General features: G+C 64.4%; 14 protein-coding genes. 11 read left to right on the forward strand and 3 right to left on the reverse strand.

Annotated features, from left to right (window positions below):
* Positions 1-198 precede the first annotated feature (198 nt).
* From PG881_RS18570 to PG881_RS18580, 3 genes are all read left to right on the forward strand, one after another.
* Positions 199-2,355, forward strand: a complete 2,157-nt coding sequence (locus PG881_RS18570; protein ID WP_270801964.1) for an AsmA family protein — start codon at positions 199-201, stop codon at positions 2,353-2,355.
* A gap of 175 nt (positions 2,356-2,530) precedes the next feature.
* The gene (locus PG881_RS18575; RefSeq protein ID WP_270801967.1) at positions 2,531-3,067 is read left to right on the forward strand and encodes a GNAT family N-acetyltransferase; all 537 of its coding nucleotides are present in this window, start codon (positions 2,531-2,533) and stop codon (positions 3,065-3,067) included.
* A gap of 55 nt (positions 3,068-3,122) precedes the next feature.
* On the forward strand, positions 3,123-3,857 hold the full coding sequence (locus tag PG881_RS18580; RefSeq protein ID WP_270801969.1) for an SDR family oxidoreductase: 735 nt from the start codon (positions 3,123-3,125) through the stop codon (positions 3,855-3,857).
* A gap of 50 nt (positions 3,858-3,907) precedes the next feature.
* Here the strand turns inward: PG881_RS18580 and glnE are convergent, their stop codons facing one another.
* From glnE to PG881_RS18595, 3 genes are all read right to left on the reverse strand, one after another.
* Positions 3,908-6,781, reverse strand: a complete 2,874-nt coding sequence (glnE, locus tag PG881_RS18585) for a bifunctional [glutamate--ammonia ligase]-adenylyl-L-tyrosine phosphorylase/[glutamate--ammonia-ligase] adenylyltransferase (protein WP_270801971.1) — start codon at positions 6,779-6,781, stop codon at positions 3,908-3,910.
* Positions 6,782-6,911: 130 nt separating this feature from the next.
* Positions 6,912-7,352 carry a GNAT family N-acetyltransferase gene (locus tag PG881_RS18590; protein WP_270801973.1) on the reverse strand — a complete coding sequence of 147 codons (441 nt, stop codon included), beginning with the start codon at positions 7,350-7,352 and terminating at the stop codon, positions 6,912-6,914.
* A gap of 76 nt (positions 7,353-7,428) precedes the next feature.
* Positions 7,429-8,679 carry a methyl-accepting chemotaxis protein gene (locus tag PG881_RS18595; RefSeq protein ID WP_042064136.1) on the reverse strand — a complete coding sequence of 417 codons (1,251 nt, stop codon included), beginning with the start codon at positions 8,677-8,679 and terminating at the stop codon, positions 7,429-7,431.
* A 31-nt stretch (positions 8,680-8,710) separates the two neighbouring features.
* Here PG881_RS18595 and PG881_RS18600 point away from each other — a divergent pair, with 31 nt between their 5' ends.
* From PG881_RS18600 to PG881_RS18635, 8 genes are all read left to right on the forward strand, one after another.
* Positions 8,711-9,532: a potassium channel family protein gene (locus tag PG881_RS18600; protein ID WP_039214669.1), complete on the forward strand. Its 822-nt coding sequence runs from the start codon at positions 8,711-8,713 to the stop codon at positions 9,530-9,532.
* Between the two features lie 152 nt (positions 9,533-9,684).
* Complete coding sequence (locus PG881_RS18605) at positions 9,685-10,290, forward strand: TIGR04211 family SH3 domain-containing protein (RefSeq protein WP_011704726.1); 606 nt, start codon at positions 9,685-9,687, stop codon at positions 10,288-10,290.
* Positions 10,291-10,559: 269 nt separating this feature from the next.
* Positions 10,560-13,724: a bifunctional proline dehydrogenase/L-glutamate gamma-semialdehyde dehydrogenase PutA gene (putA, locus tag PG881_RS18610; RefSeq protein WP_270801978.1), complete on the forward strand. Its 3,165-nt coding sequence runs from the start codon at positions 10,560-10,562 to the stop codon at positions 13,722-13,724.
* Between the two features lie 200 nt (positions 13,725-13,924).
* Positions 13,925-14,704, forward strand: coding sequence for an NAD(+) diphosphatase (gene nudC, locus PG881_RS18615; RefSeq protein ID WP_269384753.1), 780 nt, complete (start codon positions 13,925-13,927; stop codon positions 14,702-14,704).
* A 142-nt stretch (positions 14,705-14,846) separates the two neighbouring features.
* Positions 14,847-15,914, forward strand: a complete 1,068-nt coding sequence (gene hemE, locus PG881_RS18620; protein ID WP_024943205.1) for a uroporphyrinogen decarboxylase — start codon at positions 14,847-14,849, stop codon at positions 15,912-15,914.
* Positions 15,915-16,094: 180 nt separating this feature from the next.
* Positions 16,095-17,024, forward strand: a complete 930-nt coding sequence (locus PG881_RS18625; protein WP_103827897.1) for an ROK family protein — start codon at positions 16,095-16,097, stop codon at positions 17,022-17,024.
* 49 nt (positions 17,025-17,073) lie between these two features.
* Entirely contained in the window at positions 17,074-18,084 is a 1,011-nt protein-coding gene (gene epd, locus PG881_RS18630) for an erythrose-4-phosphate dehydrogenase (protein WP_010635047.1), read from the forward strand.
* 62 nt (positions 18,085-18,146) lie between these two features.
* On the forward strand, positions 18,147-19,310 hold the full coding sequence (locus PG881_RS18635) for a phosphoglycerate kinase (RefSeq protein WP_011704731.1): 1,164 nt from the start codon (positions 18,147-18,149) through the stop codon (positions 19,308-19,310).
* Positions 19,311-19,360 lie beyond the last annotated feature (50 nt).

Raw genomic sequence — 19,360 nt, forward strand, 5'->3', positions numbered from 1 at the left:
GCGAGAGGGGCGCCAGCCATCCACTATCATCAGGGCCCTGCGGGGCCCTTTTCATTGCCGCGGGTTGGAAGGCTTGCGCTGGAAGCACTGGCTGCGACCATCCCTGTCTCGCCGCTGGCCCGTTTTGGCAGACGGGCCCCATCTGTCATCCCCCCGGTGGTATAGTCAGCAACAAGATCCGCATTCAAGGAGTCCATCGTGAAGAAGATCATCTACATCCTGCTGGGGTTGGCGCTGGCGGCCGTGGTGGCCATCGCCGCCCTGGTGTCCCTCATCGATCCCAACCAGTTCAAGCCCCAGCTGGTGGAACAGGTGCGCAAGAGCACCGGCCGCGAGCTGGTGATGGAGGGGGCGATCGGCTGGCGTTTCTGGCCAAGCCTCAGCCTCTCCCTCGAGCAGGTGGCGCTGCGCAACCCCGCCGGTTTCGCCGAGCCCGACCTGGTGCGATTCGAGCAGGGTGAGGCCTCGGTAGGCTTGCTGCCGCTGCTCTCCCACAAGCTTGAGATAGGCAAGGTGACCCTGAGCGGCGCCCATCTCTTTATCCAGACCAGGGCTGACGGCAGCTCCAACCTGAGTGACCTGCTCAAGGCCTCCGCCGACCCCAAGGAGGAGGCGGCCTCCGAGCCTGTCGCAACGACGCCCCTAGCCGCCAGTGACAAGCAGCCCTGGCAGATCAGCCTGCAAGGCATCGCGCTGGTGGATGCCAGCGCCCTGGTGCGGGACGATCGCAGCGGTACCGTCTCCCGGCTCGAACAGCTGGACCTGAACCTGGGCCAGCTGGCGGTCGATCAATGGGTACCGGTGACTCTGGCCGCCAAGGGGGCCCAGGGTGAGCTGGCGTTTGATCTCAAGGGGTCGGCCCAGCTCAAGCTAGCGTCCGATGCCAGCCGCAGCGAGCTGAAAGACGTCGCACTGGCGGGGAGCCTGAGCGAACCGACCCAGCGGCTGGATGCCTTCTCCCTCAAGGCCGACCGGCTGGCACTGGGGCAGTGGAGCAGCCTGAGCCTTAGCCTCAGCGGGGCACAGGGGGCGGCGGACAAGCCGACCCTGGCCGGTACGCTGGAGGGGACCCTCAAGGCGCGGCTCGATGAAAACCGGCAACTGCTGGAGATATCGGATGCCGTGCTGGCCGCCAAGCTGAGCGGTGATGCCCTGCCGCGCCCGCAGATGCAGGTGAAGTTGGCGGGCTTTGCCCGCGCCGAGCTGGACAAGCAGGCCGTCACCCTCAGCAACCTGGTGATGGGGGTGGATGATGCGCTGCTGAGCGGCAGCGGCGCCGTTCGTCTGGGGGCCGTTCCCAAAGTGGACTTTGACCTCAAGGGGGAGAAGCTGGATCTCGACGGCTGGCTCGGTCAACCGGCCAAGGCTGCACCTGTGGCCGCCACCTCGGGAGCGGCTGCACCGGCCGGAACGCCGGCACAGACCGCCGTGCCCGCCAACAGGGCGCTCTCCACGGCCGAACCGGATCTGACCGCCCTCAAGGCGGTGGACCTGTCTGGCCGCCTGCAACTGGGCAGCCTGCGCCTCAAGGGGCTGGATCTCAGCGCCGTCGATCTGCAACTGGCCCTGGCGGGTGGTCAGCTCACCCTCAAGCAGTTCAGCGCCGGGGTGGCCGGCGGCCAGGTGACCGCCAGCGGCGTGCTCGATGCCCGTCAGCAGCCGGCCCGCTATCAGGTGCACAAGCGGGTGCAGGGGGTCGATGTGCGGCCTCTGCTGCAGACCCTGGCCCAGACCGACCTGCTGGAAGGCAAGGGGGATCTGGAGGTAGAGGCGCAGGGCTCGGGACTCTCCGAGCAGGCGCTGCGCAGCCGGATGCAGGGCAAGGTGAGCCTCAGACTGAGCGACGGTGCCCTGCACGGCATCAACCTGGCGGAGATGATCCGTGAAGCGCGAGCCACCCTGACCGGCAAGGGGGCTGATCAGGTGAAGGAGGTGCGCAAAACCGACTTCAGCGCGCTCACCGCCAGCTTCCAGATTGCCGACGGGGTTGCCAGGAGCGACGACATCCAGCTGTTTGCCCCGGCCCTGCGGGTGAAGGGGCAGGGCCAGACAGCCCTGGTGCCGGAGACCCTCGACTTCCTGTTCCTCACCTCGGTGGTGGAGAGCAGCAAGGGGCAGGGGGGCAAGAGCGTGGACGAGCTCAAGGACATCACCATACCGGTGCGCATCGGCGGCCACTGGCAGGCGCCGAGCTACCGGCTCGACGTGAAGGAATTGCTCAGCAACAACAAGCTGCTGGAGGAGAAGGCCCGCAAGGAGGCCGAGCGCGGTCTCAAGAAGCTGCTGGGTGACAAGGCCGACAACGAAGGGGTGAAGGGGGTGGCCGATCAGCTGCTCAAGGGCTTGTTCAAATAGCCCCGGCCTTTCGTGTTATCGCCATGCAGATCCCGCCCCGTGCGGGCTCTGTGCATTGTGGGTCGCTGCCTGGCAAGGTGTTTAAGCGGGATGCTGCCGGCGTCGGTAGCGAAAGAGAGGGGTGTTTGGGCTGGACAAAGATGGTATCACTGTGGTTTTACCAAGGAGCAGATGAATGAGTCGAAGTGAAATCGCAAGAGAGACATCCCATCCGGACTGGCCGCTGGTCTGGCAGATCTACGGCAGCAGCTTTCCCCGCTACGAACAGCGTCAGCCGCAGCATCAAGAGCTCAAGATGGGAGACTCCCGCTTTCACTGTCAGCTCTTTTATCAGGGCGAGCAGCTGCTCGGCTTTATCTTCTGGTGGGACTGCGGCGAGCAGATCTACATCGAACATCTGGCCATCAACCCGGCCCTGCGCGGCCAGAACCACGGCTCACGCCTGCTTGCCGCCTTCTGCGAGACGGCGGGGCGTCCGGTCATCCTGGAGATAGACCCGCCAGAGGACGAGATCGCCCTGCGCCGGCTGCGCTTCTACCAGTCGCTAGGTTTTTGCCTGAGCGATCATGACCATGTGCACCCGCCCTATCAACCGGAGCATCAAGGCCATGCGCTGCGGGTGCTGAGCTATCCGGCCCCGCTCGATGAGCAGGGCTATCGGCGTTTCAACAAGGTGCTGGTGGAGACTGTGATGGATCACGGCCCGGCCTGACACGGCTGCCATCCATCTCGCAGTGCCACCATGCGCCACAAGACCAGGAGAGTCCATGAACAAACGGGTGCTGATCACTGGCGGCGGCAGAGGCATTGGCGCCGCCACCGCCCGTCATCTGGCGGGGCAGGGCTATCATCTGTGCCTCAACTATCGCCATGACCAGGGCAGTGCCGAGGCGCTGGTGGCCGAGATCCTGGCCCACTATCCGGTCCGCTGCATCGCGGTGCAGGCCGATGTCGGGGTGGAGGCCGAGGTGGTGCGTCTGTTCGAGGAGATGGACGCACGGCTCGGCCCCATCACCCATCTGGTCAACAACGCCGGCAGGTTGCAACCGCAGATGCGGGTGCTGGAGATGAGCGCCGAGCGCATCAATCAGACCCTGACCACCAATGTCACCAGCTGCTTTCTCTGCTGCCGTGAGGCGGTGCGCCGGATGACGGCGGGGGGCGCCATCGTCAATGTCTCCTCGGCCGCCGCCCGGCTGGGTTCGGCGGGGGAGTACGTGGACTATGCCGCCGCCAAGGGGGCCGTCGACGTGCTGACCAGGGGGTTGTCGCTGGAGGTGGCGGCCCAGGGGATCCGGGTCAATGGGGTACGTCCGGGTTTTATCTACACCGACATGCATGCCGACGGCGGCGAGCCAGGTCGGGTCGACCGGGTGAAGGGGCAGATCCCGCTGCAACGGGGCGGTCAGCCGGCCGAGGTGGCTGCCGCCATCGCCTGGCTGCTGTCTGACGAGGCTTCCTACGTCACCGGCACCTTCATCGACGTGGCCGGCGGGCGCTGACCCCGACCCGATGATAGATACAACAAGGGGCGCCTCGGCGCCCCTGCTGTTTATTCCCCCAGCAGCTGTTGCCAGACTGCCAGCACATGGCCGCGCTCCGGCAGCAGCCTGTCGTCGCCCACCTTGCGGGAGACCTCGGAGAGGTTGAGGCGATGGCCGAGGTTGCGGATCTCCAGATAGGCGTGCTTGAGCCCCTCCGCCTGCTCCAGGGTGAGCACTCCCGCCAGCACGCACTCATCGAAGATGCGCACGTTATCGGACCAGCGGGTGAGCGCCTCGGGTTCACCGCAGGCATGGGCCAGCACCAGGTACTGGGCGATGAACTCGATGTCCACCATGCCGCCGGGGGACTGCTTGAGATCGAACTCGCCGGCGCCCGCCTTGAGCAGGTGATCCCGCATCTTGTGGCGCATCTCGCGTACCTCGCGGGCCAGGGTCGGCAGCTCGCGCTCCTTGGCCAGCACGGCGCGGCGGATGCGGGCAAACTCGGCGATCACCGCCTCATCGCCATAGATGGGACGGGCCCGCACCAGCGCCTGATGCTCCCAGGTCCAGGCCTCGTTTTGTTGATACAGCTCGTAGGCCGACAGCGACGAGACCAGCAGGCCCGAGTCGCCGGAGGGGCGCAGCCGCATGTCGATCTCGTAGAGAATGCCGGACGGGGTGCGGGTGCTGAACAGGTGCAGGATCCGCTGGGCCAGGCGCAGGTAGAACTGGCGGCTGTCGATGGGCTTGCGCCCGTCGGTGTAGCTGTTGGGGTCGCCACCGTGCAGGAACACCAGGTCGAGATCCGAGCCGTAACCCAGCTCGATGCCACCCAGCTTGCCGTAGGCCACCACCGCAAAGCCGCGCTGGCCGCTCACCGCCACCTCGGGCGGCACCCCGTAGCGTTCGCTCATCTGGGCCCAGGCCTGATTGACCACCTCTTCGGTGATCGCCTCCGCCAGCCAGGTGAGGTGGTCACTCACCTTCATCAGCGGCAGGGCGCCGGCGATGTCGGCCGCCACGATGCGCAGCAGCTGCACCTGCTTGAACTGGCGCAGCGCCTCCATCTGCTGCTCCACGTCCTCTTCGGGGATGCGCAGCAGGAACTGGCGCAGCTGGGGCTTGTACTGATCGAGCGGGGTGGGGTGGTAGAGGTGCTGGGGATCGAGCAGCTCGTCCAGCAAAATGGGGTAGCGGGCCAGTTGCTCGCTCACCAGATGGCTGGCGTCGCACAGCCGCACCAGCTGGCGCAGGGCGCCCGGGTTCTCCGCCAGCAACTGCAGATAGGCGCTGCGGGTGAAGATGCGGGTCAGCAGCTCGCACACCCGTTCGAACAGGCGGGCAGGTTGCTCGCTGGCGACCACCAGTCGCAGCAGCTCCGGCATCAGCCAGTCCAGCGCGATGCGCCCCTGCGGGCCGACCTGACGGCGCTTGTACTCCTCCTTGAAGCGCAGCAGGGCGGCGCAGAGCGAGGCGGGCTCGGCCACCCCCTGCGCAGTCAGCAGTTGCTCCAGCTCGGCGGCGTCGAGCTCGGTGCGCCACAGATCGAGCCAGAGCTGCTCCAGATGGGCGGGGGCCTCTTTCTCTTCCCCCACCACGGCGGCGAACTCCTGATGGACGGCAGCCATCTCCTCATCCAGATGAGCCATAAAGGCGCCCCAGTCCGTAAAGCCGAGGGCGGCGACGAGCCGCTGGCGATCCCGCTCCTCGGTGGGCAGGGTCTGGGTCTGCTGATCGCCGATCTCCTGCAATATGTTCTCGACCCGGCGCAGGAAGCGATAGGCCGTCAGCAGGCGGTCGCAATGGGTGGATTCGAGGGCGCCGCACCGGGCGATGGCGGCCAGCGCCTCCGGCAGATGGCGCACCCGCAGTGCCGGCTCGCGCCCGCCACGAATCAGCTGCAGCGCCTGGGCGATGAACTCCACCTCGCGAATGCCGCCGGCCCCCAGCTTGATGTTGCCCTCCAGCCCCTTGCGGCGCACCTCGGCGGCGATCATCGCCTTCATCTGGCGCAGGCCGTCGATGACGCCGAAGTCGATATAGCGGCGAAACACGAAGGGGCGCAGCATCTCGGCCAGCTCGACCGCATGTTCGCACTGGGGCCCCAGCACCCGCGCCTTGACCATGGCGTAGCGCTCCCAGTTGCGGCCGTGGTGCTGGTAGTAATCCTCCATGGCGGCAAAGGAGATGGCGAGCGGCCCCGCGTCGCCAAAGGGGCGCAGCCGCATGTCGACCCGAAACACCTGGCCGTCGACCGTGCTCTGGTGCAGGGCGTTGATGATGCGCTGGCCCAGCTTGATGAAGAATTGCTGGTTGGCGAGCTCGCGCCGCCCGCCGACCGTGTAGCCGTTCTCGGGGAAGGTGAAGATAAGGTCGATGTCCGAGGAGAAGTTCAGCTCGCCGCCCCCCAGCTTGCCCATGCCGAGGATCAGCAGCGGTTGCGGATTGCCGTTGCCATCCATCGGGGTGCCCAGCTCGCCGCACTGCTTGGCGTAGAGCCAGTCGCGGGCCGCGCAGATCAGCGCACCCGCCAGTCTGGTGAGGTGGACAAAGCTCTCTTCCACCGCCGCGTGACCCAGCAGCTCGCGCCAGGCGATCACCAGCATGCGGCTGCGACGGAACTGGCGCAGGATGCGCTTGAGCACCTCCTCGTCATCCACTTCGGCCAGCAGGGCGGTCAGATCGTGCTGGTAGGCGGGCCAGCGCTCGGCCTGCTCCAGATCTCCGGAGGCCAGCAGCTCGGTCAGCAACTCAGGCTGTTTGAAGAGGGAATCGGCGACAAAATCGGAGAGACCGAGCAGGGTCAGCAGGGTCTGGCGCATCGGCTCGGGCTGCGTGCCGTAGTCGGGGGCCAGTTCAGTCAGCCGTTGCCAGTGGCGCTGGGCCAGCTCCTGCAGCAAGGGGGAGAAGGCGGAGAAAGAGGGAGAGTGCTGGGCCACGGTTGCCGTCCTTGTGATTAACGAAACTGCCGGATAAAACGCTGGCTGCCAATCTAGCACTGTCGGGCCCCCGCGTCACAGCGCAGGGGCGAGAAGCATGATCCGGCGGGAATTATCGGCAGCCGGCCATTCAGGTGCGCTGGTAGATATCGGGGTGGTAGATCTCCATCAGGCTGCCGGGGCTGGCGGGTGGCACGAAGCCGAAACCGGCGTAGAGGCCGTGGGCATCCGAGGTGGCGAGGGAGAGGCGGCGCAATCCCTGCAACTCGGGATGGTCGAGCATGGCCGCCACCAGCGCCTTGCTGTAGCCCCGGCCGCGATGCTCAGGCAGGACAAACACGTCGGCCAGATAGCCGAAGGTGGCCCGGTCGGTGATGACCCGGGCGAAGGTGACCTGCTGAGCGCCGAGGTAGCCGCCAAAGCAGAGCGAATGGTTGATGGCCCGCTGCAGGGTGGCAAGGGGAATGCCGCGACACCAGTAGGCCTCTTCAGACAAGAAGCGGTGGATCAGCGGCACGTCGAGCCGTCCCTTGTCGGTGCTGATTTCAAGCGCAAGTTCTGTGGTCTGCATCCTGGCTCCTTGCCGCGATGAAAAAAGAAAGGCCCCTCGTGGGGCCTTCCAGTCTAACCAGATTGCTGCGTGAAAGTCAGGCCAGTTTGAAGGCCTGGATATGGGTATCCAGGGTCTGGCTGTGGCGCTCCACCAGTTCGGAGGCCTCCTGCAGCTCGCGCAGCACCACCACGGAGCCCTCCACCACCTGCTTGACCTGCTCCAGGTTGCCGCTCATCTCCTCGGCCACCGAACTCTGCTGTTCGGAGGCGGCGGCGATCTGGCGGTTCATGTCGGCCACCCCCTGTACCCGCTGCACTATGGTGGCGAGCTGGTCGCCGGCCTGGGTCACCTGCTCCACCCCCTTGTCGGCCTGCTGCACGCTCTGGGCCATCAGTTCGGCGGCCTGGCGGGCGTTGCCCTGCAGCTGCTCGATCATCTTCTGGATCTCGACGGTGGCGGCCTGGGCCCGGTTGGCCAGTTCGCGCACCTCGGAGGCGACCACCGCGAAGCCGCGGCCGGCCTCGCCGGCGCGGGCGGCTTCGATGGCGGCGTTCAGCGCCAGCAGGTTGGTCTGCTCCGAGATGCCGCGAATGGTATCCACAACGGAGCCAATCTGCTCGACCCCCTGTTCCACCTGATTGACCACGGTGGAGGAGCGCTGAATGTTGCCGGAGAGGGTATCTATGGTGTTGACGGTGGCGGCCACGCAGCGGCTGCCCTCCTCGGCCAGCAGGCTGGTTTCGGCGGTGGCGTGGGAGGCCTGCTCGGCATGGGCGGCCACCTCGCGAATGGCGCCCACCATCTGGCTCATGGCGCTGGCCAGCTGTTCAATCTGGGTGAACTCCTCGCTGATGGCCTCGTTGGCCTCTTCCATGCAAAGGGTGACCTGGGAGGCGATGTCGTTGAGCTCCTTGCAGGCGACGCGCTGGGTGCCAAACACCTCCTTGAGATTCTCCTGGGAGTGGGCCACCGCCTTGGCGATGTCACCGAACTCGTCACGGGACTTGAGCAGTACCCGGTGGCTCAGATCCTTGCGGGCGAAGCGCTCCAGCAGGCCCACCAGATAGTGCACCTGCTTGACCATCAGGCGCGAGCCGGTCAGCAGCAGCACCACGAACAGCAGCCCCATGATGGCGGTCTCCATCAACCCGGTCCAGAGCAGGCTGTTGGCGATAGTGTCCGCCTTGTCGGGCGCGATGCCTTCGTTGAGCAGGGTGGTTTCCAGATTGCTGGCGTCGAACCAGAGCTTGACCAGCAGCAGCACAGTACTGAACACCATGAGCAGTACCACTTTGGGTACCAGCCGGATATTGCTCATTCGCCTCTCCAGCGGGTTTAACTGCATAATATTTCTCCTTTTAATGACCGGTTTTCCTTTGTCCTCAGGACTATCGGCATTATCTTCCTTTTTATTAATTCGCACCGTGCCTAAAGTGGGAAAATGTATGCGACATCACTTAACTCATCTGCGCGCCATGGATCTGCTGATGGCGTTTCTGTCGGTGATCTCGGTTTTGCTGGTCACGGCCCGCTGGTGGGGACATGCCCAGCTCACCCCCCAGACCCTGCAGCTGTTCTATGACGTCGACAGCCTGATCTGCTACTTCTTCCTCGCCCACTTCGCCTATGGCTGGGCCCGGGCCTCCGACCGGATGGCCTTCTTCAAGGCCAACTGGTTCTATCTGCCGGGCAGCCTGCCGATGGTGGAGCAGCTGCGCTGGGCACGGCTCATTCAGCTGTGGCGGGTCTACCGGCTACTGCGGGATCAACCGGATCTGCTGGCCATGTTTCGCCGCGAGCGCAACGAGACCACCCTCTCCGGCATTCTGTTCCTGTTCTTCCTGCTGCTGGGGGTCGGTTCCGGGGTCATGTATCTGATCGAATCGGGCCAGCCCGGCAGCCAGATCCAGACCCCCTACGATGCGTTCTGGTGGACGCTGGTGACCCTGTCGACCGTGGGGTACGGCGATCTGGTGCCCAAGACGGAGCAAGGGCGTTTCGTCGCCAGCCTGCTGATCCTGTTCGGGGTCGGCCTGTTCGGCGCCATCAGCGGTTTCATGGCCAGCCTGTTTCTGCAGCCGGGGCGGGGGGACGGCGAGCTGGAGAAGTGGCGCCATCACCAGAGTGCGCAGCAGGATCTGTTGTTGCAGGAGCTGCGTGCCCTGCGGGATGAGGTGAAGGCACTGAAACAGAAATAGGCAGCGGCGTCCGGAATGGTCGCGTCGCGGCGCAGACAAGTTGCGAGCCAGCTCTCAGCTCGGGGGGCGCCACTTTTCTTTGCTTGTCCTTTGACCCGCAGGCGGCTTAACATTCGCCAGTCACCTAACCAAACGAAGAGAACCGATCGACCATGCGCGCCCTTCTCGGGATCCTGATCTGCTTGTGTGCCCAACAGGCACTGGCCGATACCCGTTATGTTTCAGACAACATCTTTACCTTTATTCACAATGGTCCGGGTACCCAGTACCGGATCCTTGGCAGCGTCAAGGCGGGTGAGCCGCTGGACGTCAAGGCAGTGAACAACGAAGCCGGTTTCACCCAGGTGGTGGATGGTCGTGGCCGTGAAGGCTGGATCAAAAGCAGCGAGCTGCAGGGCGAGATCAGCCTGCGCGAACGGCTGCCCCAGGTGCAAAAAGAGCTGGAAGAGGCCAAGGCCCGCCTGCTGAACCTCAACGGTGACAACGAGAAACGCTTCACCGAGAAGGATGGCAAGATCGCCGAGCAGAGCAAGGAGATCGCCAGCCTGAAGGCTCAGCTGGCCAGCCAGAGCGAGGAGATGGGCAACCTCAAAGAGCAGAACGACGCCCTGACCCAGAGCTACGACAACCAGGAGCACGACATGCAGATGGACTGGTTCATCCGCGGTGGTGCCATGGTGGGTGGCGGCATCCTGCTCGGCATCCTGTTGCCCATGCTGCCCCGTCGTCGCAGCCGCGGCGATCGCTGGATGAACTGACAACGGCTGTCGGAAGCAGAGTGAAGGGTCGCCATGGCGACCCTTCTTTTTTGCCTTGATAAAAATTGTATACAAAATAAGGCGATGAATTTTACCTAGTTAGCATATGGCACCGATATAGTGCGCCATATGAGCCAATCAGCGATCTTTGTTAATAACAGGCAACAATTTCATTTCATCTATGGGTCGATATTGTATACATTATCGGCGTTTCGGCGGCACGGCCGCCTTCGTCGATATCAGCCCTAGGGCGTACAGGAAGACCCCATATGTTCAAAGCTACCCAAGTGCTTGCCGCTGACTATGTTCCCTCCGATCTGGCCGCCCTGCGCGAAGCCATCACCCAGAACTACGTGGTGGATGAAAATGCCTATCTGGCCGAGCTGTCGGCCATGCTGCCGGGGGACGGCGCCTCGCTGGAGCGGGTGACCCAGCGTGCCCGCACCCTGGTGACCAAGGTGCGCAAGGAGAGCGGCTCTGGCGACGGCATCGACGCCTTCTTGCAGGAGTACAGCCTGGATACCCAGGAGGGGATCATTCTGATGTGCCTGGCGGAGGCGCTGCTGCGCATTCCCGATGCCGAGACTGCCGATGCCCTGATCAAGGACAAGCTCTCCGGCGCCAACTGGTCGTCCCATTTTCGCAAGAGCGACTCCACCCTGGTGAACGCCTCCACCTGGGGGCTGATGCTGACCGGCAAGATCATCAAGCTGGACAAGAAGCTGGACGGCAACCCGGCCAACCTGCTGGGCCGCATGGTCAACAAGCTGGGGGAGCCGGTGGTGCGCTCCGCCATGTACGCCGCCATGAAGATCATGGGCAAGCAGTTCGTGCTGGGGCGCGACATGAAGGAAGCCCTCAAGGCGAGCCGCAAGTCCCGCGAGAAGGGTTACACCCATACCTACGACATGCTGGGGGAGTCCGCCCTGACCCTGGCCGATGCCGACAAGTATTTCGGTGACTACCAGCGCGCCATCGAGGCGGTGGGCAACGAGCGCATCAGCGACGGCGGCCCGGCCCCCTCCATCTCCATCAAGCTGTCGGCGCTGCATCCGCGCTATGACGTGGCCAACCGCGAGCGGGTGCTCGGCGAGATGTGCGAGCGGCTGGTGGGACTGGTGCGCCTCGCCCGCGACAAGGACGTGGCCATCAGCATCGACGCCGAAGAGATGGACCGCCTCGAGCTCTCCCTCGATCTGTTCGAGCAGCTCTATCGCTCCGACGCCAACCGCGGCTGGGGCAAGCTCGGCATGGTGGTGCAGGCCTACTCCAAGCGCGCTCTGCCGGTGCTCTGCTGGCTGACCGGGCTGGCTCGCGAGCAGGGGGACCTGATCCCGGTGCGGCTGGTGAAGGGCGCCTACTGGGACAGCGAGCTGAAATACGCCCAGCAGGCCGGCCTGCCCGGCTACCCGCTGTTTACCCGCAAGGCGGGCACCGACATCTCCTACCTCGCCTGCGCCCGCTACCTGCTGAGCGAGCCGACCCGCGGCTTCATCTCGCCCCAGTTTGCCACCCACAACGCCAACACCGTGGTCAGCATTCTGGAGATGGCCGGCGATCGCCAGTTCGAGTTTCAGCGCCTGCACGGCATGGGGGAGGAGCTGCACAACGCCGTACTGAACGAACATCCCGGCCTGCACTGCCGCATCTATGCGCCGGTGGGTGCCCACAAGGATCTGCTGCCCTACCTGGTGCGCCGTCTGCTGGAAAACGGGGCCAACACCTCCTTCGTCCACAAGCTGGTGGATCCCAACACCCCGGTCGACTCCCTGGCCGAGCACCCGCTGCGCACCCTCAAGCGTTACTCCAGCCTGGCCAACGATCGCATTCCGCAGCCGGTGAACCTGTTCAGCGACCGCAAGAACTCCAGCGGCGTCAACATGAACATTGTCTCCATCCAGCGCCCCTTCTTCGCCAAGCTGAAGGAGCTGGAGAGCAAGCAGTGGCTGGCGGGCCCCATCGTCGATGGCGAGACCCTCAAGCGCAATGAGGCCCGCGTGGTGCTGAGCCCGCAGGATGTGAGCCAGCTAGTGGGCAAGATCCACTGGGCCGACGAGCAGGCGGTGGAGCAGGCGCTGGCCTCGGCCCATGCCGCCTTCCCGCGCTGGCGCGAGACCCCGGTGAGCGAGCGTGCCGCCGCCCTTGAGAAACTGGCGGATCTGCTGGAAGCGAACCGCGAGCAGTTCATCTCCCTCTGTACCCGCGAGGCGGGCAAGCTGCTGCAGGACGGCATCGACGAGGTGCGCGAGGCGGTGGACTTCTGCCGCTACTACGCGGTGCAGGCCCGCGGCCTGATGGGGCAGGCGACCCTGCTGCCCGGTTACACCGGCGAGATGAACGAGCTGTTCCTGCAGGGGCGCGGCGTCTTTGTCTGCATCAGCCCGTGGAACTTCCCGTTGGCGATTTTCCTCGGCCAAATCGCCGCGGCGCTGGCCACCGGCAACACCGTCATCGCCAAACCGGCGGAGCAGACCGGTCTCATCGCCCATCTGGCGGTGACTCTGGCCCATCAGGCCGGCATTCCCGGCGACGTGCTGCAACTGCTGCCCGGTGACGGCGCCACCGTCGGTGCCAAGTTGACGGCGGATGCCCGCATCGGCGGCGTCTGCTTCACCGGCTCCACCGAGACCGCCAAGCTCATCAACATGACTCTGGCCCAGCGCGATGGCGCCATCCTGCCGCTCATCGCCGAGACCGGCGGTCAGAATGCCATGATCGTCGACTCCACCGCCCTGCCGGAGCAGGTGGTGCGCGACGTGGTGAGCGCCGCCTTCCAGAGCGCCGGCCAGCGCTGCTCCGCCCTGCGGGTGCTCTACCTGCAGGAAGAGATCGCGCCGCGGGTGCTGGAGATCCTGACCGGTGCCCTGCAGGAGCTCAAAGTGGGCAACCCGGCCGAGCACAACACAGACGTCGGCCCGGTCATCGACGCCGAGGCCAAGGCCGGGCTGGATGCGCACCTGGTGCACATGATCCCGCGTGCCCGCCTGATCGCCCAGGCGCCGATGCCGGCCGTGACCCTGGGGGGCCACTTCGTGCAGCCGACCGCGCTGGAGATCGGCTCCATCCGCGAGCTGACCCGCGAGCAGTTCGGCCCCATCCTGCACGTGGTGCGCTACGCCGCCCGGGATCTGGACAAGGTGATCAGCGACATCAACGGCACCGGTTACGGCCTGACGCTGGGGATCCACAGCCGCAACGAATCCCATGCCGAGGAGCTGGCGAGCCGCATCAACGTGGGCAACGTCTACATCAACCGCAACCAGATCGGCGCCATGGTCGGGGTGCAGCCGTTCGGCGGGCAGGGCCTCTCCGGCACCGGTCCCAAGGCGGGCGGCCCTCATTACCTTAGCCGTTTCATTACCGAGAAGACCCGCACCATCAACACCACGGCGGTGGGCGGCAACGCCTCCCTGCTGGCGATGGGCGACGCCTGATCGACCGTGACCAACATCAGGCCGCCTGCGGGCGGCCTTTTTCATGGGCGTTCTCATGAGCATTGAAAAGCCGCCATCTTGGGGTCGCCACCCGGCTTGCCGCGTCTTAATATGGTGGCTGGTTGTCGCTTTCATCCGTCACCGCCGCCCAGCCCCGGGCGCGCATTCCGACCGACGTCACAACAAAGAGTGCTGCATTTATGCCATTAACCGAACAGGCCCGCTGGTTCGTGCTGGGGGGCGATCACCTCGTCCTGCTGGATGACCAGGGGCGCATTCCACAAGGCCCCCGTGCCTGTCTGCCCAGCCATTTGCAGCATGCCGCCTTTGAGCGCTTTGACGAGTGGGACGGGCTGCCCTGCCTGCTGCTGGATCTGGGGGAGGCGGCCGACACCGCGACCCTGACTCCCCTGCGCCAGCTGATGGTGGCCGGGGATGAAACGGGCTTTCAGCTGGCCGGCCGCGCCTGGCAACTCGCCACCTTTCGCCGCACCCACCGCTTCTGCGGCGAGTGCGGCGCCCCCATGAGCCCGAAGGCGGGGGAGTGGGCGCAAGGGTGCCGCCATGGCCACCTGGTCTATCCGCGCATCTCCCCCTGCATCATAGTGGCGGTGCGCAAGGGGGCCGCCATCTTGCTGGCGGCCCACCGCCGTCACTATCAGGCCGAGGATCCCATGTATACCGTGCTGGCCGGCTTCGTGGAGGCGGGGGAGAACCTCGAGCAGTGCGTGGCGCGGGAGGTGTTCGAGGAGAGCGGCATCCGGGTGACCAACGTGCGTTATGTGGCGAGCCAGCCCTGGCCGTTTCCCCACAGCCTGATGATGGGCTTCACCGCCGATTATGAGAGTGGCGAGATCCGGGTGCAGGACGAAGAGCTGGTGGCCGCCGATTTCTTCGAGGCCGACGGGCTGCCAAGGCTGCCGCCCCACGGCACCATAGCGCGGCGGCTGATCGAGCTCAGCCTCGGCGAGCAGGCCTGAGGGATGCAAAGAGGGGCGCTTGTTTGCGCCCCTTCACATCTTTGCACTCCAACGGCGGCGGCAGGCGTTTGAGCCGCCCCCCGCCGCGCACAAAGTGGTATCATATCCGCCATTTTATGCTGGATATGACTCAGGAACTGGGATGAAAGAGCTGAAGAACGATCGTTACCTGCGTGCCCTGCTGCGCCAGGAAGTGGACATGACCCCGGTATGGATGATGCGCCAGGCTGGCCGCTATCTGCCGGAATACAAGGCCACGCGCGCCCAGGCGGGGGATTTCATGTCCCTGTGCCGCAACGCCGAGCTGGCTTGTGAAGTCACCCTGCAGCCGCTGCGCCGCTATCCACTCGATGCCGCCATCCTCTTCTCCGACATCCTCACCGTGCCCGATGCCATGGGGCTGGGTCTCTACTTCGAGCAGGGTGAAGGCCCGCGCTTCGAGCGTCCGATCACCTCCATGGCCGACGTGCAGGCGCTGCCGGTGCCGGATCCGGAAGATGAACTCGGCTACGTGATGAATGCGGTGCGCACCATCCGCCGCGAGCTCAAGGGCGAAGTGCCGCTCATCGGCTTCTCCGGCAGCCCCTGGACCCTGGCCACCTACATGGTGGAGGGGGGCAGCTCCAAGGCGTTCACCAAGATCAAGCAGATGATGTATGCAGAGCCCATGACCCTGCACCTGCTGCTCGACAAGCTGGCCGACAGCGTGATTGCTTATCTGAACGCCCAGATCAAGGCGGGTGCCCAGGCGGTCATGGTGTTCGACACCTGGGGCGGCGTGCTCACCCCGCGCGATTACCGCGACTTCTCCCTGCAGTACATGCACAAGATTGTCGATGGCCTGATCCGCGAGCACGATGGTCGCCGCGTGCCGGTCACCCTGTTCACCAAGAACGGCGGCCAGTGGCTGGAGCAGATCGCCGCCACCGGTTGCGATGCACTGGGTCTGGACTGGACCACTGACATCGCCGACGCCAAGCGCCGGGTCGGCGACAAGGTGGCGCTGCAGGGCAACATGGACCCCTCCATGCTCTACGCCAGCCCGGCTCGCATCCGTGAAGAGGTCGCCTCCATCCTGGCCGGTTTCGGCCACGGCAACGGCCACGTCTTCAACCTGGGGCACGGCATCCATCAGGATGTGAACCCGGAACATGCCGGCGTGTTCGTCAACGCGGTACACGAGCTGTCCGCCCAGTACCACGGCCGCTGAGCGCCGCCGACAGCACAGTGACCAACGGGGCCTGCGGGCCCCGTTTTGCTGTCTGCGGCGGGGGCTGCATCCTGACCACCGCTCGGGTTACACTGCAACCCGGTAGCGGGCGGTCGACGGCAGGCGGGCACGGCAAGGTGCACCCGGGCCTGACGCCCCAAGGTCATGGCTGGAGGCAGGATGAGCAACAGGTTGTTGGATTGGGGTATCGACCTTGGCGGTACCAAGTGCGAATGCGTGGTACTGGAAGGGGACGAGGTGCTGCTGCGCCATCGCATTCCCACCGAGCGTGCCGGCGGTTATGACCACATGATCGGCCAGATCGCCAAACTGGTGGCAGAGTGCGCCGACAAGATCGGTCAGCGGCCGACGCTTATCGGCATGGGGACGCCGGGGGCGCGGGATCCGCAAACCGGCCTGATGAAGAACTGCAACACCACCGAGCTCAACGGCAAGCCGTTCAAGGAAGATCTGGAGCGCCGGCTCGGCGTGCCGGTGCTGATCGCCAACGACGCTAACTGCTTCGCGCTGGCGGAAACCCATCTGGGGGCGGTGCGCCAGCACCACCCTGATGCCAAGGTAGTGTTCGGCATCATCATGGGCACCGGAGTGGGCTCCGGCATCGTCATCAACGGTCGCATCCTCAACGGTCACCACGGCATCGCTGGCGAGTGGGGCCACAACGTGCTCTCGCCCGACGGCCCCGAGTGCTACTGCGGCAAGCGCGGCTGCGTCGAGACCTTCATCAGCGGCCCGGCGCTGGAGGCCTGGTACGAGGCCAAGGCCAAGCGTCACCTCCCACTGGCCAAGATAGTGGCGGCGACGGCTCACGATCACGTGGCCAAGCTCACCATCGACCGGCTGCATCTGCTGTTTGGCCAGGCGCTCGCCAACGTGGTCAACATCCTGGATCCGGATGTGATCGTCATCGGCGGCGGGGTCGGCAACGTGCAGAGCCTGTACAGCGTGGGACGGGAGACTATTTTGCCCTTCCTCTTTAATCCCCGCTTCGCCACCCCCATTATTGCTCCAGCCCTGGGGGACAGCGCCGGGGTATTCGGGGCGGCACTGCTGGCCCGCGGTGAATTTCAGGATGCCCTGCTGTCGTGAGTCAGCCATCCGCTTGTCCCTTTGTCCATGCTGAGGACCCGGAATTTTCATGATCAAGATTGCCATCAACGGGTACGGGCGGATCGGCCGCAACGTGCTGCGGGCCCTCTACGAGAGCGGCCGCGACAAGAACATCAAGATAGTGGCCATCAACGAGCTGGCCGCCCCCGAAGCCATGGTGCACCTGACCCGCTTCGACACCAGCCACGGTCGCTTCCACCATCCGGTGCAGCTGGCCGGCAACAGCATGCTGGTGGGGGAGGATCTCATCTCCCTGTTTGCCGAGCGGGATCCGTCGCGCTTGCCGTGGCGGGCGCTGGGGGTGGACGTGGTGCTGGACTGTACCGGGGTGTTCGGCTCGCGGGCCGATGCCGAGCTGCATCTGGCGGCGGGGGCGGGCAAGGTGTTGTTCTCCCATCCGGCCGAGGCGGACGTGGACGCCACCATCGTCTACGGGGTCAACCATCAGGTGCTGACCGGGCGCGAGCGGATCGTCTCCAACGCCTCCTGTACCACCAACTGCGTGGTCCCTGTCATCGAAACATTGCATCGAGAATTCGAGATAAATTGTGGTACTATTACGACAATTCATTCGGCCATGCATGATCAGCAAGTCATCGATGCCTACCACAGCGACTTGCGTCGAACCCGCGCTGCCAGCCAGTCCATCATCCCGGTGGATACCAAGCTGGCCAAGGGGTTGGAGCGGATCCTCCCCCACTTCGCCGGCAAGTTCGAGGCGATCGCGGTGCGGGTACCGACCATCAATGTAACGGCAATGGATCTCAGTATTACTGTTCGTAAAAAAGTGACGGTTACTGACGTAAATCAAGCCCTGCAACGGGCATCCAGAGGTACATTAAGCGGTATTCTGGATTACACGGAAGAGCCACTGGTCTCCGTAGACTTTAATCATGATGCTCACTCCTGCATCATTGATGGTACCCAGACCCGGGTCAGCGATGCCAACCTCGTCAAGATGTTGATGTGGTGTGATAACGAATGGGGCTTCGCCAACCGCATGCTGGATACCACCCGGGCCATGATGGCCGCAGGCTGAGAGCCTGCACCGGGCGCAAGGTTACTGTTTTTAACATTACCTGAAAATATAGAGGACTGAATATGTCTGTTATCAAGATGACTGACCTGGATCTGGCGGGCAAACGCGTTCTGATCCGTGCTGACCTGAACGTGCCGGTAAAAGACGGCAAGGTCACCTCCGATGCACGTATCGTGGCGACTCTGCCGACCATCAAGCTGGCTCTAGAAAAGGGCGCCAAGCTGATGATCACCTCCCACCTGGGTCGTCCGACCGAGGGTGAATACAACGAAGAATTCTCCCTGGCTCCGGTTGTCAACTATCTGAAAGACGCACTGTCCTGCCCGGTTCGTCTGGCCAAAGACTACCTGGATGGCGTAGAAGTCGCCGCCGGTGAGCTGGTTGTGCTGGAAAACTGCCGCTTCAACAAAGGCGAGAAGAAGAACACCGAAGAGCTGGCCAAAAAATACGCCGCCCTGTGTGACGTCTTTGTAATGGATGCGTTCGGTACTGCTCACCGCGCCGAAGGTTCCACCTACGGTGTGGCCCAGTTCGCACCGGTCGCCTGTGCCGGCCCGCTGCTGGCGGGTGAACTGGAAGCCCTGGGCAAAGCCATGCTGAAGCCCGAGCGCCCGATGGTTGCCATCGTGGGCGGCTCCAAGGTCTCCACCAAGCTGACCGTACTGGAATCCCTCTCCAAGATCGCTGACCAGCTGGTGGTCGGTGGTGGTATCGCCAACACCTTCATCGCTGCTGCCGGTCACAACGTCGGCAAATCCCTGTGCGAGCACGACCTGATCGACACCGCCAAGAAACTGGCTGCCGAAACCAACATCCCGGTGACCACCGACGTAGTTGTCGGTGCCGAGTTCTCCGAGTCCACCCCGGCCACCATCAAGTCCGTCGCTGACGTGACCGACGGCGACATGATCTTCGACATCGGCCCGGATTCCGCCAAGGCCTTGGCCGACATCATCATGAACGCCAAGACCATCCTGTGGAACGGCCCGGTCGGCGTGTTCGAGTTCGACCAGTTCGCTGAAGGCACCAAGGTGATCGCCGAAGCCATCGCTGCTTCTCCGGCCTTCTCCATCGCTGGCGGTGGTGACACCCTGGCTGCCATCGACAAGTTCGGCATCGCCGACAAGGTCTCCTACATCTCCACCGGCGGCGGCGCCTTCCTGGAGTTCGTGGAAGGCAAGGTACTGCCGGCTGTTGCGATTCTGGAACAGCGCGCCAAAGCCTAATTGACCCGAGACGGGGGGCAAAAGCCTCCCGTTTCGTTTATCATGTGCCC

Origin of the sequence: Aeromonas sp. QDB54, assembly GCF_027707385.1 — a bacterium.
Classification (GTDB): domain Bacteria; phylum Pseudomonadota; class Gammaproteobacteria; order Enterobacterales; family Aeromonadaceae; genus Aeromonas; species Aeromonas hydrophila.